This is a genomic window from Stenotrophomonas sp. YJH_SMC_65 (assembly GCF_059369475.1).
On record NZ_JCAFSR010000011.1, the window covers coordinates 1 to 15237 of the forward strand.

Below are 15237 nucleotides of genomic sequence, written 5' to 3' on the forward strand. Positions count from 1 at the left end.
GGCGGCTTTGGTAGTGCCGGCCGCTGGCCGGCATCCGCGACGGCGCGAGAGCGTGTCGACCAAGGTCGACACCTACCGGGGCTGAGTCATGACATGTCGAATCGGGCGGCTTTGGTAGTGCCGGCCGCTGGCCGGCATCCACGACGGCGCGAGAGCGTGTCGACCAAGGTCGACACCTACCGGGGCTGAGCCATGGCATGTCGAATCGGGCGGCTTTGGTAGTGCCGGCCGCTGGCCGGCATCGGCGACGATGCAGGACCGTGTCGACCAAGGTCGACACCTACCGAGGCTGAGTCATGGCATGTCGAATCAGGCGGCTTTGGTAGTGCCGGCCGCTGGCCGGCATCCGCGACGGTGCAGGAGCGTGTCGACCAAGGTCGACACCTACCGGAGCGGGGATCCTCACCCCACCTTCGAGGGGCCCGTACGCCAGCGGCTGGGGACCAGACCGAAGCGCTTGCGGAACGCGGCGGCGAAGTTGCTGGGGTGGCGGTAGCCGCTGGCGGCGGCGGCCTGCTCAACCGTCCATCCGTTTTCGCGCAGGCCCTGTTCGGCATGGCGCATGCGCTGTTCATGCAGGTAGTCGAACACCGAACTTCCATACTGCTGGGCAAAATGGCGGCGCAATGAGCTGGGGCTCATGCAGGCCAGCCGGGCCAGCTCGACCAGGCTGTGTGCATGGCTGGGGTCGTCATGCAGGTAACTGCGTACCCGTTCCAGGCGCTCGCGCTGGCCGGCACGCAGCGTGCGCACCGGGTCGGTCTGCAGATCCTCGGCCTGCAGGCCGAGGGCCAGCAGCTGCAATGCCACGCCTTCGCGCCACAGCGCGTCGATGCCGTCCTGCCACGGGCTGTCGAACAACTGGCCCAGCACCGGCAGCATGGCGTGGGGAATGGCCCAGTGGCGGCATTCCAGGTGCGTGCCAAGCGCTTTTTCCAGCTGTGGCATCTGGAAAACATCCGCGTCGATGCCACCCGGCACGATCACGCTGACCCCGCGCAGGCGCGTTTCGCCGGGGTGCGCCCCGGTCATCTCGATCTGGTCGCGATGGTGGGCGGTCATCGCGGTGCCGGCACGCAGGGTGAAACTTCCGCGTCGCGGGATACGCACGTCGACCTGGCCCTGCAGCATCACGCGGATGGCGAGCCCGGGCCGCTGTTGCGCGGTCGCCACATAGGGGAACCGGTTATGCACGTCGGAGGCGATCAGGCTCATGCCACCGCGCATGAACTGTTCGTTGACTTCGCCGCGGCCGGCCCACTGGTCGTCGCGCAGGTGTTCCGGATCAGCGCGGTAATCGAAGCCGTGGCGTTGGCCGAAGCGGCGGTAATCGGCAAAGGTGAAGTATCGGGACATCGCTCGGCACGTACAGGAGGGGAGGCGCTGGCACCATGGCCCATGTGCTGCCCCGCGTAGCGGGCAGCCTGGAAGGCCGGAAAACGCCAGGTTGGAAAAAATGTGTCGAAGAAACTGGAAACGTTTCCCATTGTCGCTGCGAATCATTCGCAGGGGATTTGAATACGGTCAAACCGATTGGTCATTACGGCCAAGTTGAACGGGGTGCCGGACATACGCCAGCGTTTTGCCGCTATATCCGTACTTGATTCCCTACATGAACTTCGGTTGAGGTTTCATTGCTGGAACGATCATCCGCGGACAGGCTGTTGGTCTGCTCGTCACAGCGGCCGGCGTAAGGTGATGGATTGGCGGCCGCGCGCCGCATCGCTACCCCCACCGATGGAGAATGCAGATGATTGATTACCAGCTGACCGGCAAGACCGCGATCGTGACCGGCGGCGTGTCGGGCATCGGCCTGGCCGTGGCACAGACGCTGGCCGCATCCGGTGCCCGTATTTCGGTCTGGGACCTCAAGCAGGATGCGGTGGATGCCACCGTGGCGCAGTTGCGCAGCACCGGCGCACAGGCCATCGGCATCGCGCTGGACGTCACCGACGATGCAGCGGTGGAGGCGGCGGTGCAGCGCACGGTCAAGGAACTTGACGGCCTGCATGTGGCGGTCAACAACGCCGGTATCGGCGGGCCGGCGGCCAGCAGCGGCGACTATCCGATCGAGGGCTGGCAGCGGGTCATCGACGTCAACCTCACCAGTGTGTTCCTGTGCCAGCGTGCGCAGATCCAGGCAATGCGGGCCGCTGGAACCGGCGGCAGCATCATCAACATGGCCTCGATCCTGGGCCAGGTGGGCTATGCCGGTTCCACCGCTTATGCGGCGGCCAAGCACGGCGTGGTCGGGCTGACCCAGACCGCCGCGTGGGAACATGCGGCCGACGGCATCCGTGTCAACGCGGTGGGTCCGGGTTTCATCAGCACACCGCTGCTGGAGAAGATGGACCCGAAGGTGCGCGCCACGCTGGAAGGACGGCACGCGCTGAAGCGGCTGGGCACGGCCGAGGAAGTGGCGGCATTGGTGGCCTGGTTGGCCAGCGACGACGCCTCGTTTGCGACCGGCGCGTACTACGCCATCGATGGTGGCTACCTGGCGCAGTGATGCGTTGAACGCAGGGTGCGGTGCCGCCGGGTGTCGCCCGGCGCTACCGGGTGAACGGACTGTGGCGTGGCCTTCACCTCTGTGCCACGGGGGCCACGCGACGCTCCGGGAAAACCCCGGAGCTTGACCATGGAACTCACCCAGGATGTCTCGATCCTGCTGCGCGTAGCCGCAGCGATGCTGTTTGGCGGCGTGCTCGGCGTCGAGCGCGAGATGGGCAAGCACGCCGCTGGCCTGCGTACGCACATGCTGATCGCGGGGGCCGCTGCGCTGATCGTCGGCCTCGGCGACTCGGTGGCCGAGCATTTCCAGCAGGAGCGCTACCGCGACCTGCTGCAGGTCGATCCGGTGCGCCTGATCGAAGCGGTGGTGGCCTGTGTCGGCTTCGTTGCCGCTGGCACCATCCTGCGTGGGTCACGCGAGGACCAGGTCAGCGGCCTGACCACGGCCAGCTCGCTGATCATGGCAGCGGCCATCGGGATTGCGGTGGGGATCAGCAAGTACGTGATCGCCATCGGGGTGAGCGTGCTGTGCGTGCTGGTGCTGGCGGTGATGCGGCGGTTGGAGAAAAGGATTCCGTAGGGAAGGTCTAGTTGCCGGCCAGCGGCCGCCACTACCATGAGAGCCGTAATGGTCGGACCAATATGAAGTCTAGCCCTATGGTCTAATAGGCACTTCGTCGGAGCGGCGGTTAAATCCGCTGCAAGTGGTCTGATCGAAATCATTATTGGTACGACCAATAGTCGACAGCCACGGCGACCCACCGCCTGCGGTGGAGCACATCCCGCCCCAGTCGAGAGCCTTCATGCAGCCCTGGCAACACCTGTACGACCCCGCCGGCAACCTGTGGTTGTCCAGCCTGATCGCGCTGCTGCCGATCGCGTTCTTCTTCGTTGCCCTTGCGGTGCTGCGCATGAAGGGCTGGCTGGCCGGCACGATCACCGTGGCCATCGCGCTTGGCGTGGCCCTGTTGTTCTACCGCATGCCGTTGAGCCAGGCGCTGGGCGCGGCCGGTTTCGGCTTCGTCTACGGCCTGTGGCCGATCGCCTGGATCATCATCGGCGCGGTGTTCCTCTACAAGGTCTCGGTCAAGACCGGTCAGTTCGACATCATCCGCGCCTCGATCCTGTCGGTGACCGAAGACCAGCGCCTGCAGATGCTGATGGTCGGTTTCGCGTTTGGTGCCTTCCTGGAAGGCGCGGCCGGCTTCGGTGCGCCGGTGGCGATCACGGCGGCGCTGCTGGTCGGGCTGGGCTTCAAGCCGCTGTATGCCGCCGGCCTGTGCCTGATCGTCAACACTGCGCCGGTGGCGTTCGGTGCGATGGGCATTCCGATCATCGTGGCCGGGCAGGTCACCGGCCTGGATGCATTCGAGATCGGCCAGATGGCCGGCCGCCAGCTGCCGTTCCTGACTGTGATCGTGCTGTTCTGGATCATGGCCATCATGGATGGCTGGCGTGGCATCAGGGAAACCTGGCCGGCGGTGCTGGTGGCCGGTGGCTCGTTCGCCATCGCGCAGTACCTCACCTCGAACTTCATCGGCCCGGAGCTGCCGGACATCACCGCCTCGCTGGCGTCGCTGGTGTGCCTGACCCTGTTCCTGCGCCGCTGGAAGCCGGCACGGATCTTCCGCTTCGATACCGAAACCAGCGCCGAGGCGGCCGCGCAGGCACTGGAGGCACCACGCTACAGCGTCGGCCAGATCGCCAAGGCGTGGTCGCCGTTCCTGATCCTCACCGCGATGGTCACGCTGTGGAGCATCAGGCCGTTCAAGTCGCTGTTCGCGGCAGGCGGCCCGTTGGAAGGCTGGGTGCTCAAGCTCCCGGTGCCGGGCCTGGACCAGAGGGTGCAGAAGATGCCGCCGATCGTCGACGCGCCGCTCAGCTATGAGGCGATCTACAAATTCGACTGGTTGTCGGCCACCGGCACCGCGATCATCCTTGCGGCGGTGATCGCGATCATCGCACTGCGCATGCCGGCCCGCTCGGCGCTGCAGACCTTCGGCGAAACCGTGCGTGAGCTGCGCATGCCGATCTACTCGATCGGCATGGTGCTCGCCTTCGCCTTCATCGCCAACTACTCGGGCCTGTCGGCAACACTGGCGCTGGCATTGGCGCACACCGGCGATGCGTTCCCGTTCTTCTCGCCGTTCCTGGGCTGGCTGGGCGTGTTCCTGACCGGTTCGGATACCTCGTCCAATGCGCTGTTCTCGGCGCTGCAGGCCACCACCGCGCAGCAGATCGGCGTATCCGACGTGCTGCTGGTGGCGGCCAACACCACCGGTGGCGTTACCGGCAAGATGATCTCGCCGCAGTCGATTGCCATTGCCTGCGCGGCGGTCGGCCTGGCCGGCAAGGAGTCGGACCTGTTCCGCTTCACCGTCAAGCACAGCCTGATTTTCACCACGATGGTCGGCCTGATCACCCTGGCCCAGGCCTACTGGCTGACCTGGATGATTCCCTGAGCCATGCATGGCTGGCCGACCACCCGCTGTGCGCTTCGGGCCACAATGGCGCCATGAGCACGCAACGTATTTCGGACAGGGTGGCCGCGCAGCTGCGCGGCCTGGTGCAGGAACAGCGGCTGCGGCCGGGCGACCGGTTGCCCGCCGAGCGCACCTTGGCGGTGCAGCTGGGGGTCTCGCGCACCGCGCTGCGCGAGGCGATCGCGCAGCTGGCCAGCCAGGGCCTGCTGACCGCACGCATCGGTGGCGGCACCTACGTGGCCGAACCGGCGGCGCGCGCGCGGCAGGCGCTGGATGAACCGCTGGCGCCGTACCTGCCGCTGTTCCAGGGCGACCCGGAATACCGTTTTGACGTGCTGGAGATCCGCCACGCGCTGGAAGGTGCCACTGCCTGGCATGCGGCGCTGCGAGCCACCGATGAGGACCGTACGCGCATCGCGCAGGCCTTCCAGACCATGATGGACGCGCACGGCAAGGACGACCCCACCGGTGAAGCAGAGGCTGACGCGGCCTTCCACCTGTCCATCGCCGAGGCCTCCCACAACCTGGTGCTGCTGCAGGTGATGCGCGGCCTGTTCGAACTGCTGCAGACCAACATCTCGCAGAGCCGCGAGAAGCTCTACACCTCGGCGAGGACCTTCTCGCCCCTGTCCGACCAGCACCGCGAAATGATGGATGCGGTGCTGGCCGGCGACCCCGAACGCGCGCGCGCCGCCGCGCATGCCCACCTCGAGTTCGTGCACACCACGCTGCGCACGCTCGATGACAACGAAGCCCGGCGTGCGCGGGCCTCGCGCCTGCCTTCCCCACACGGTTGACCCCATGATCATCTCCGCCTCCACCGATTACCGTGCCGCAGCGCAACGCCGGCTGCCGCCGTTCCTGTTCCACTACATCGATGGCGGCGCGTATGCCGAGCACACGCTGAAGCGCAACGTTTCCGACCTGTCCGACATCGCGCTGCGCCAGCGCATCCTGCGCAACATGTCCGACCTGAGCCTGGAAACCGAGCTGTTCGGCGAAACGCTGGCAATGCCGGTGGCGCTGGCGCCGGTCGGCCTGACCGGCATGTATGCCCGCCGCGGTGAAGTGCAGGCGGCGCGCGCGGCCGACAGCCGGGGCATCCCGTTCACCCTGTCCACCGTATCGGTGTGCCCGATCGAGGAAGTGGCACCGGCCATCCAGCGGCCGATGTGGTTCCAGCTGTACGTGCTGCGCGACCGTGGCTTCATGCGCAATGCGCTGGAGCGGGCACAGGCCGCCGGCGTGACCACGCTGGTGTTCACCGTGGACATGCCGGTGCCGGGCGCGCGCTACCGTGACGCACACTCCGGCATGAGCGGCCCGAATGCCTCGCTGCGCCGCATCGGCCAGGCCGTCACCCATCCGCACTGGGCGTGGGACGTCGGCCTGTTCGGCCGTCCGCATGACCTGGGCAACATCTCCACCTACCGCGGCAACCCGACCGGGCTGGAGGATTACATCGGCTGGCTGGGCAGCAACTTCGATCCGTCCATTTCGTGGAAGGACCTGGAGTGGATCCGCGAGTTCTGGAAGGGCCCGATGGTGATCAAGGGCATCCTCGACCCGGATGATGCGCGCGATGCGGTCAGGTTCGGTGCCGATGGCATCGTGGTCTCCAACCACGGTGGTCGCCAGCTGGATGGCGTGCTGTCTACCGCACGTGCATTGCCGGCCATCGCCGATGCGGTGCAGGGCGACCTGAAGATCCTCGCCGATTCGGGCATCCGTACCGGCCTGGACGTGGTGCGCATGCTGGCGCTGGGGGCCGATACCGTGCTGCTGGGGCGCGCCTTCGTCTATGCGCTGGCCGCGCAGGGCGAGGCCGGCGTGGCCAACCTGCTGGACCTGATCGCCAAGGAGATGCGCGTGGCGATGACACTGACCGGCGCGCGCCGCATCGCCGACATCAGCCGCGATTCGCTGGTCAACCTGCCATGAGTGGCCATGACGCCGTGCTGGCGCAGTTGCGCGACGCGGTCGGCAGCCGCCATGTGTTGACCGGCGACAAGACCACGCGCCGCTTCCGTCGTGGCTACCGCTTCGGCGATGGCCCGGTGCTGGCGGTGGTGCGCCCAGGTACCTTGCTGGAACTGTGGTATGTGCTGCAGGCAGCGGTGCAGGGCGGAGCGGCGATCATCCTGCAGGCGGCCAATACCGGCCTGACCGGTGGCTCGACCCCGGATGGGGACGACTATGGGCGCCCGATCGTGCTGGTCAGCACGCTGCGCCTGACCGGCATCCAGCTGTTGAACGAGGGCCGCCAGGTGCTGTGCCTGCCCGGCGCCACGCTCGACCGCCTGGAGCAGACCCTGGCACCGCTGGGCCGCGAACCGCATTCGGTGATCGGCTCCTCCTGCATCGGCGCCTCGGTGCTGGGCGGCATCTGCAACAACTCCGGCGGCGCGCTGGTGCGCCGTGGCCCGGCCTATACCGAGCTGGCGCTGTATGCGCAGGTCGATGCGCAGGGCCAGTTGCAGCTGGTCAACCACCTCGGCATCGCGCTGGGTGATACGCCCGAGCAGATCCTGCAGCGCCTGCAGGCCGGTGACTATGCCGCTGACGACGTGGGTGACGGCGATGGCCGCGCCGCGTCTGATCCACGCTACGCCGAGGAAGTGCGCCGGGTCGATGCCGATACGCCGGCACGCTTCAACGCCGACCCCAGCCGCCACTTCGAAGCGGCCGGTTCGGCCGGCAAGCTGGCGGTGTTCGCGGTGCGCCTGGATACCTTCGAAAAGGAGCCCGCCGAGGTCTTCTACATCGGCAGCAACCGCACCGACAGCCTCACTGCGATCCGGCGCCAGCTGCTGACCGGCTTCGAGCGCCTGCCGATTGCCGGCGAGTACATCCACCGCGATGCCTATGACATCGGCGAGCGCTACGGCAAGGACAGCTTCCTGTTGATCGACCGCCTCGGCACTTCCCGTGTGCCCGCCGCGTTCGCATTGAAGAGCCGGGTCGATGGATGGTTCGAGCGGCTGGGCCTGCGCGGGGTGACCGACCGGGTGATGCAGGTGCTGACCGGCCTGCTGCCCTCGCACCTGCCCCGGCGCATGGGTGAATTCCGCCAGCGCTACGAGCATCACCTGTTGCTGAAGGTCTCCGCACAGGACGCGGCGGCAACCGAGGCCTGGCTGCGCGGCTTCTTCGCCGATCATGAGGGTGGTTACTTCCACTGCACGGCCGATGAGGGGCGCAAGGCGTTCCTGCATCGCTTCGCGGTGGCCGGCGCGGCGGTGCGCTACCGCGAAGTGCATCGGGACCAGGTGCAGGATATCGTGGCGCTGGACATCGCCCTGCGCCGCGATGATGCCGACTGGTTCGAGCAGTTGCCGGCCGATATCGATGGCCGCCTGCTGCACAAGCTGTATTACGGGCACTTCCTGTGCCATGTGTTCCACCAGGACTACATCGCACGCAAGGGCGAAGACCCGATGGCGATCGAGCACGCGATGTGGGCGCTGCTGGACCAGCGCGGCGCCGAGTATCCGGCCGAGCACAATGTCGGCCACCTGTACCCGGCCAAGCCGGCCCTGGCCGGGTTCTATCGGCAGCTGGACCCGAGCAATACGTTCAATCCGGGCATCGGCCAGACCTCGAAGGAAAAAGGGTGGGGTGGCTGCGACTGCGGATGATGTAGAGCCGAGCCCATGCTCGGCTGCTCTTCCCGACAGACAGCCGTCGAGCATGGCTCAGCCCCACCCGGACAGCGGTTACCATCGGAATCCCGTACGCAGGAGCCGCCCATGCCCACCATCGTTGCCCGCGCGACCCTGTGCGCTGCATTGCTGGCAACACCGCTGCTGGTGCTGGCGCAGTCCGCGATCCTGCCGCAGCAGCGCGACGCCGCCGGCAACGTGATGGAGCCGCTGGGGCAGGTGCTGGAACAGGGAGGGCAGGGCGAAGCACTCATGCAGTACTGCACCCTCGATCGTGCCTGGTGCGTGCGTGTGCAGCCGGTGGCCGAGGACGGCGATCGGCCGACGACGCTGGAAGTCTCTGAACGGGAGGCCGGCGAAAGCGAGCCGCACGTCTACCACGTCAGCATCGACGTGCCGCAGGAAAGCGAGCTTTCGCTGTGGCCGTGGATCGTGCGGCTTGCGCCTGGCGTTGGCAGCGATGAGGCAGTGAGCGACCCGCGGCAGCGCGCCCGCCAGAACGTGCTGGTGGGCGGTATCGTCAAATTCAGCACGATGTACTCAGGCGGTGGTGCCGACGCGTCCACGCTGCAGCTGGCGCGCGTGCGTCACCTGCAGGATGACATCCAGGTGGACGACGACGTGCTGACCCTGCCATGGCTGGGCAACGCGATGATCCGCGCCTGTTTCAGCGAGCAGGACATGAAGCAGCGCGCCGGTGCCTGCCACGACGAGTACGGGTTCTCGGCAAGGCTGGCGCTGGATACCGCCGCCGGGGGCATGCCGGTGCTGCGCTACCAGACGGTGGCGACGCGGTTCCCGGCCGGTGTCTCACGCTTCGAGGATTCGCTGGCCAAGGGGCCGTTGAAGAAGAAGGACCTGCGCACCGAGCAGGACCCGGCGTGCAGCTACACGCGGTTGTTCCGCTTCAGTGATGGGGTGTTCCACCCCGACCAGGCGCTGCCGGACTGCGCGGGGTATACCGAGCCCTGAGCTGTAGAGCCGAGCCTGCGCTCGGCTGTCACGGAAGCGCAGCCGGGCATGGGCTCGGCTCTACAGCGCCTACTCGCAGCGGGTGGCGGTGATGATGTTGTCCTTGTCCACGTACACACGCAGGCGGTCGTGGCGGATGTCCTTGGTGGTGATGGTGTTGGGGCCGATCGGGTTGACCAGGCCGGCACCGCTTTCGCTGGACAGGCGGCGGATGTTGGGCTCATTGGCAGGCTGGCCGATTGCCCAGCCCAGCTGGCTGGCGTCGCAGTGGCCGGTACCCTTGACCTGCGGACCGGGGGTGCTGACGCAGGCCGACAGCAGCAGGGCCGACGCGGGTAGCAACAGGGACAGACGGAAGGCGGACATGCAGCGCTCCTGCGCAGGGAAGATGGGCGGAACGATAGCACCCGGCGCGCGAAAGGCGTCAGCGCCCCGGTCATTGCCGGCACGGCGTAGCCACTGCATAGTGGGAGGGATGACTGGCATCGCGCCAGCGGGCAGGCCGGGCCATTCCGGTGCAGGTGCTGGATACGGTATGACGGCAGACAGTTTCCGCGACAAGCGCAGGGCGATGACGGTACTTGCAGTATCGGTGCTGGCCGTGGCGTGTGCCGCCACTGCCGCCGAGCCAGTGCCGGCCGCAGCCGCGGAAACGCCGGTGTTCGGCGCGTGGCGCAACCTTCAGACCGAGGCCGGCTACGCGCCGGCCCAGCGCAATCTGGCCTTCGCCATGCTGCCGCAGGCGGCGACCCGCGGCGACCGTTTCGCCGTCCTCGACCGTGAAGGCAAGCGGGCGGTGTGTTGCCTGCAGGTGGCCAGCCCGTCGCTGGGCGTGGCCGCGCTGCGCGAGCAGTACCACCTGCCGCAGGCCTGGGTGACCGACCTGAGCAATGGCCGCAGCCCGGCGCGTCCTTATCTGCCGCATGTCTATGCGATGCAGCGTGTGGACGAACTGGCAGACTACGGCTTCGCCGATGTGCCCGGGGCCTACAGCGACCTGGGTGGGCTGCTGATCCCCGAGGGCGCCGCCCTGGAGGACGATGGCAGTGCCGTCCTGCTGGGCGACAACCGTTATTCCGTGCATTTCCAGCGCCAGCCGCACGCCGATGATGATGGCGCGCTGGACCGCTACACCCTGCAGGGCGGCGACGGCGAGGCCCCGTTCGTGGTTGAAGTGCCGTTCGGCACCTACTGACTGCAGCACTGCACTGGCTAGAATGCAGCGCGGCGCCGTCTGCCGTGCCTGTTCCGTGAGTTGCTGCCGTGTCCCTGCGCCCTTTGCTGCTGTCGTCCCTGCTGCTGTTGTCCGCCTGCGCCAGCGCGCCACCTCCACCGCCGGCCCATTCCGATGCGCTGTGGCGCTTGATCGAGCGTGACTGCAAGGCGGTGGAAGGACCGCGTGGCAGTTGCCTGCGGGTGGAGACGGCGGCCGACCGCCGCGACGTGCTGGTCAAGGATGCGCACGGTGACTACCAGTTCCTGCTGATGCCGCTGGACAAGGTCAGTGGCATCGAGAGCCACGGCCTGTACCAGCGTGGGGTACCCAACTATTTTGCGGCCGCCTGGCAGGCGCGCGGGCATACCGAACAGGCCCTGGGCCGGCCGCTGCCGCGCAGCGTGGCCAGCCTGGCACTGAATTCGCCGCACGGTCGCTCGCAGCACCAGCTGCATATCCATGTCGACTGCCTGCGCGCGGATGTGCTGCAGGCACTGGATGCACATGCCGGTGCGCTCGGTCCGCGCTGGTCACCGTTTCCGGTGCCGCTGCGCGGGCATCAGTACCAGGCCTATCTGCTGCCCGGTGCAGAACTGACCGCCAATCCGCTCAATCTGCTGGCCTATGGCCTGAGCGGCGTGGGCGATGTGGGCCAGTGGAGCCTGGTGGTGGCCGGGCGCGGCGAGGTGCAGGGCGGCCCCGGCTTCATCCTGCTGGCTACCCGCGTGGATGCCGCCAGCGGCAACGATGCCAGCGGCGAGGAACTACAGGACCATGCCTGCACGGTCTTGACCGGTGCCGGTGCGGCACTGGAGCGGGTGCGCTAGCCGATCGGCTGCTGGCAGCTGCGCCAGGCCGACGCGGTCAGCGCCAGCAGCTGACGGTCATGCCATCCCTGCGCGTCCAGATGGTAGTCGCGCAGGATCCCTTCGCGGATGAACCCATGGGCCTGCAGCGCCTGGGCAAACGGGCTGGTGCAGCCTGGCGGCAGCAGCACGAAGAGGCGGTGCAGGCCGACATCGTCGAACAGGAACGGGCACAGTGCCCGCAGTGCCGCCTGCGGATGGGGGTGCCGGTGCTGCAGCGATTGCAGCTCGGCGCAGCGCGAGTGCAGCGACTGCAGGCGGATATGCAGCTGGTCGTGCAGTACGCCCTGCACGTCGTCGAACACACCCAGCACCAGCAGGTCGTTGTCTTCCTGCAGGCGTGAACGATAGACGCTGGCGAGGAACCGCGCCTCTTCATCAATGCCGTAGGACGGCCGTTGGCCGCGCTGGCGACGGTCGTCGAAGGCACGCCAGCGTGGCAGGTCGGTGCGCTGGAACGAACGCAGGGTGATGGGCGTGGCCTGGAGGTGGAGCAAGTGGCGGCGCAGGACGGGTCGTAGTGGGGCGAAGTGGGTGGAAGGGGCGCTGTTGGTCATCCCGGCACGATGCGCATCACTGACGCGCCAGGCCATGCAATTCATTGCAAAAGTGGGGTGGTGCCGTAAACGCGTCTGATTCGGTTCAGGCATAAGCCCATCAGGGCTGGTCATTTCCGTTGAAACCACCCATTCAGGACACTTTCGTTACGGGATCGTTATATGTCGTACCGGCTGCGGCTCCCGTACCACCCGCCCACTCCCCCAGGAAGCCCATGTCCGCCCCCCACAAGGCGATGCGCCCGCGTCCGCTGGTGCTCGCGCTGTCGTCCCTGATGCTGGCCTCGCTGCCGGCCTTCGCGCAGGAAAGCGCGCCCACCACATTGCAGGAAGTGAAGGTCACCGGCTCGCGCATTCCACGTGCCAGTGTCGAGGGACCCTCGCCGGTGACGGTGATCAGCCGCGAGCAGATCGACGCACAGGGCTACCGCAATGCCTTCGACGCCCTCAGCGCGCTGACCGAGAACACCGGCAACGTGCAGGGCGAGGATTTCGGCAATACGTTCACGCCGGCCGCCAACACCATCAATCTGCGCGGGCTGGGTCCGAACCGCACGCTGGTGCTGGTCAACGGCCGTCGCCAGGCCGACTACCCGCTGGCCTACGAAGGCTCGGTGAACGTTGTCAACCTGGCCAACATTCCCAGCGCCCTGATCGAACGCATCGAAGTGCTGGCTGCCGGTGCGTCGGCGGTGTACGGCTCCGACGCCATTGCCGGTGTGGTCAACATCATCCTCAAGGACCGCTTTGAAGGCGTGGACGTGAACGTGCGCGCCGGCGGCACCCAGCAGGGCGGCGGTGACAACCAGCGCGTGCAGGTGGTGGGCGGCAGTTCCGGCGAGCGCTGGGACGGCCTGTTCGGTTTCGAGTTCGACGTGCGCAAGGCGATCCACGCGCGCCAGCGCGACTTCATGGATTCGCTGGACGATGACCCGGCCGGCAAGGTGCCGCAGGCGACCGCGATCGCCTATCGGCGCAATGCTGCCACCGGCCGCAACATCGATCCGGGCGTCAACGGCTGCGACGCCGCGTCGGACATCTATGGCGGCAGCGTGTTCCGTGCCAACAACCCGCGCCAGGGCTGGTACTGCGGCAGCAACGAGGCCGCCGCCAGCTACTGGACCGTACAGACCCAGAAGCGCAATCTCAACGGCTACGGTCTGCTGACCTTCCACGTCAACGAGACCACCGACCTGTTCGCCGATGTCGCCGTGGGCAGCGCGCGGATCTACAACAACACGCGTGCACCGACCTGGACCTCGGCCCGCAACTACTTCTACAACCAGGGCACCGGCAACCTGGAAAGCTGGTACCGCCGCTTCGCGCCGGAGGAAATCGGCGGCCTGCCGCGCAATGCCAACCGCTTCCTGGAAAACTCGTGGTCGTTCAATGTCGGCGCACGTGGCCAGATCGGCGACAGCGGTTGGGATTACGAAGCGGTCTACAGCCGCTCGCGTTACGAGAACCGCACCCGCCGACCGGTGCTGCTGGCCGGCATCAACGAATACCTGCTCGGTCCGAAGCTGGGCGTACGCAATGGCGTTGAGGTCTATGCGCCCGACCCGGCACGCCTGTTCAAACCATTGACCCCGGGCGAATACGAGGGCCTGTCCGGCTACCAGGAAAGCCGCAATGCGGCGTGGCTGCAGACCTTCAGCGCCAGCGTCAACGGCCGTTTGTTCGCGCTGCCCGGTGGCGACGCTGCATTGGCGGCGGTGGTCGAGGCCGGCAGCCAGGGCTACCGCAACCGCCCGGACCCGCGACTGGGCACGGGCGAGTTCTGGAACACCAGCGCCGGTATCGGTGCCGGCGGTGATCGTGACCGCTATGCGGCCGGCGTGGAGCTGCAGTTGCCGTTGCTGAAATCGCTGACCACGACGCTGGCCGGTCGCTATGACCAGTATCGCGCCGGTGGCGAGCACATCGGCAAGGCGACCTGGAGCTTCGGCGTCGAGTTCCGCCCGATCGAGAGCCTGTTGATCCGCGGCTCTGCTGCGACCAGCTTCCGTGCGCCGGACATGAACTATGTGTTCGCGACCGAGACCCGCGGCTACAACCCGGGCATGACCGACTACTGGCGCTGCCGCACCGCAGGCCAGTCGTACGACAACTGCGACTACAACGGCCTGTCGATCGACTACAGCAACCGCGCCAACGCGCAGCTGCAGCCGGAAACCGCGAAATCCTATGGTTTCGGCGTGGTCTGGTCGCCGCTGTCCGGCCTGGATTTCAGTGCCGACTACTACGACATCCGCATCGACAACGAGGTCACCAGCCTCGATACCAGCCGCATCCTGCGCGACGAAGCCGATTGCCGCCTGGGCCGCACGCTGGGTGGGGAAGCGCGCGATATCGGTTCACCGCTGTGCCAGGACGCGCTGTCGCGGGTGATCCGCAACCCGTCCACTGCAACCGTGCAGCCGGACCAGGTGACCCGCGTGCTGATCAATCCGATCAACGCGGCCTCCGAATCGGTGCGTGGCCTGGACCTGAAGGGTAACTGGCGTTTCGATGCCGGCCGCTATGGCCGCTTCACTACGCGCCTGGCCTATACCGTGGTGCTGGAGCACACGTACCGGCAGTTCTCCGATGATCCGGAGCGTGACATCCGCAATTCGCTGGATGACTACCAGTGGCGCAGCAAGGCCAATGGCAGCATCACCTGGAACCAGGGTGACTGGACCACCACGCTGTACGGCAACCGTTTCGGTTCACTGCCGAAGACCGATGGCAGTGGCCGCATCGCGCCGTACATGACCTACAACGCCAGCGTGTTCCGCCAGTTCGGCGAGAACCTGTCGGTGGGCGTGATCGTCAACAACCTGCGTGACAGCCGCCCGCCGGCGGACAGGAACGGTGGCGGCTGGCCGTTCTATCCAGTTGGCAACTACGACCCGTATGGCCGCCAGTACTGGCTGCAGCTGGACTACCGGTTCCGCTGATCCGGCTGGCAAACAGAAGGCCCGGCAA

Annotated in this window: 13 protein-coding genes; 10 read left to right on the forward strand and 3 right to left on the reverse strand. The window is 67.0% G+C overall.

Features of this window, described 5'->3' with window-relative positions:
- Positions 1-402: 402 nt before the first annotated feature.
- The gene (locus AC5P7A_RS17990; RefSeq protein ID WP_049407541.1) at positions 403-1356 is read right to left on the reverse strand and encodes a helix-turn-helix transcriptional regulator; all 954 of its coding nucleotides are present in this window, start codon (positions 1354-1356) and stop codon (positions 403-405) included.
- A gap of 394 nt (positions 1357-1750) precedes the next feature.
- On the opposite strand from AC5P7A_RS17990, the gene AC5P7A_RS17995 reads away from it, so the two are divergent.
- From AC5P7A_RS17995 to AC5P7A_RS18025, 7 genes are all read left to right on the forward strand, one after another.
- Positions 1751-2509 carry an SDR family NAD(P)-dependent oxidoreductase gene (locus AC5P7A_RS17995; protein ID WP_014647496.1) on the forward strand — a complete coding sequence of 253 codons (759 nt, stop codon included), beginning with the start codon at positions 1751-1753 and terminating at the stop codon, positions 2507-2509.
- Between the two features lie 129 nt (positions 2510-2638).
- Complete coding sequence (locus AC5P7A_RS18000; RefSeq protein WP_014647495.1) at positions 2639-3091, forward strand: MgtC/SapB family protein; 453 nt, start codon at positions 2639-2641, stop codon at positions 3089-3091.
- Between the two features lie 223 nt (positions 3092-3314).
- Positions 3315-4973: an L-lactate permease gene (gene lldP, locus AC5P7A_RS18005; protein ID WP_495220421.1), complete on the forward strand. Its 1659-nt coding sequence runs from the start codon at positions 3315-3317 to the stop codon at positions 4971-4973.
- A gap of 53 nt (positions 4974-5026) precedes the next feature.
- Positions 5027-5791: a transcriptional regulator LldR gene (gene lldR, locus AC5P7A_RS18010; RefSeq protein WP_014647493.1), complete on the forward strand. Its 765-nt coding sequence runs from the start codon at positions 5027-5029 to the stop codon at positions 5789-5791.
- A gap of 4 nt (positions 5792-5795) precedes the next feature.
- Positions 5796-6935, forward strand: a complete 1140-nt coding sequence (lldD, locus tag AC5P7A_RS18015) for an FMN-dependent L-lactate dehydrogenase LldD (protein ID WP_014647492.1) — start codon at positions 5796-5798, stop codon at positions 6933-6935.
- A complete protein-coding gene (gene dld, locus AC5P7A_RS18020; RefSeq protein WP_495220422.1) occupies positions 6932-8632 on the forward strand; it encodes a D-lactate dehydrogenase in 1701 nt (566 codons plus the stop codon). The genes lldD and dld overlap by 4 nt, the downstream gene beginning before the upstream one ends.
- A gap of 111 nt (positions 8633-8743) precedes the next feature.
- Entirely contained in the window at positions 8744-9628 is an 885-nt protein-coding gene (locus AC5P7A_RS18025) for a hypothetical protein (RefSeq protein ID WP_478405963.1), read from the forward strand.
- 69 nt (positions 9629-9697) lie between these two features.
- On the opposite strand, the gene AC5P7A_RS18030 is transcribed toward AC5P7A_RS18025, so the two are convergent.
- A complete protein-coding gene (locus tag AC5P7A_RS18030; protein WP_014037553.1) occupies positions 9698-9994 on the reverse strand; it encodes a hypothetical protein in 297 nt (98 codons plus the stop codon).
- A gap of 169 nt (positions 9995-10163) precedes the next feature.
- Between AC5P7A_RS18030 and AC5P7A_RS18035 the strand changes: the two genes are divergently transcribed.
- Positions 10164-10823 (forward strand): decarboxylase, encoded by a 660-nt coding sequence (locus AC5P7A_RS18035; RefSeq protein WP_142234897.1) that lies wholly within the window; start codon positions 10164-10166, stop codon positions 10821-10823.
- Between the two features lie 68 nt (positions 10824-10891).
- On the forward strand, positions 10892-11671 hold the full coding sequence (locus AC5P7A_RS18040) for a CDP-diacylglycerol diphosphatase (protein ID WP_046431172.1): 780 nt from the start codon (positions 10892-10894) through the stop codon (positions 11669-11671).
- Here AC5P7A_RS18040 and AC5P7A_RS18045 read toward each other — a convergent pair.
- The gene (locus AC5P7A_RS18045; RefSeq protein ID WP_075076513.1) at positions 11668-12303 is read right to left on the reverse strand and encodes a GNAT family N-acetyltransferase; all 636 of its coding nucleotides are present in this window, start codon (positions 12301-12303) and stop codon (positions 11668-11670) included. The two genes, AC5P7A_RS18040 and AC5P7A_RS18045, sit on opposite strands and share 4 nt — an antisense overlap.
- 179 nt (positions 12304-12482) lie before the next feature.
- On the opposite strand from AC5P7A_RS18045, the gene AC5P7A_RS18050 reads away from it, so the two are divergent.
- Entirely contained in the window at positions 12483-15209 is a 2727-nt protein-coding gene (locus AC5P7A_RS18050) for a TonB-dependent receptor plug domain-containing protein (protein WP_495220423.1), read from the forward strand.
- Positions 15210-15237 lie beyond the last annotated feature (28 nt).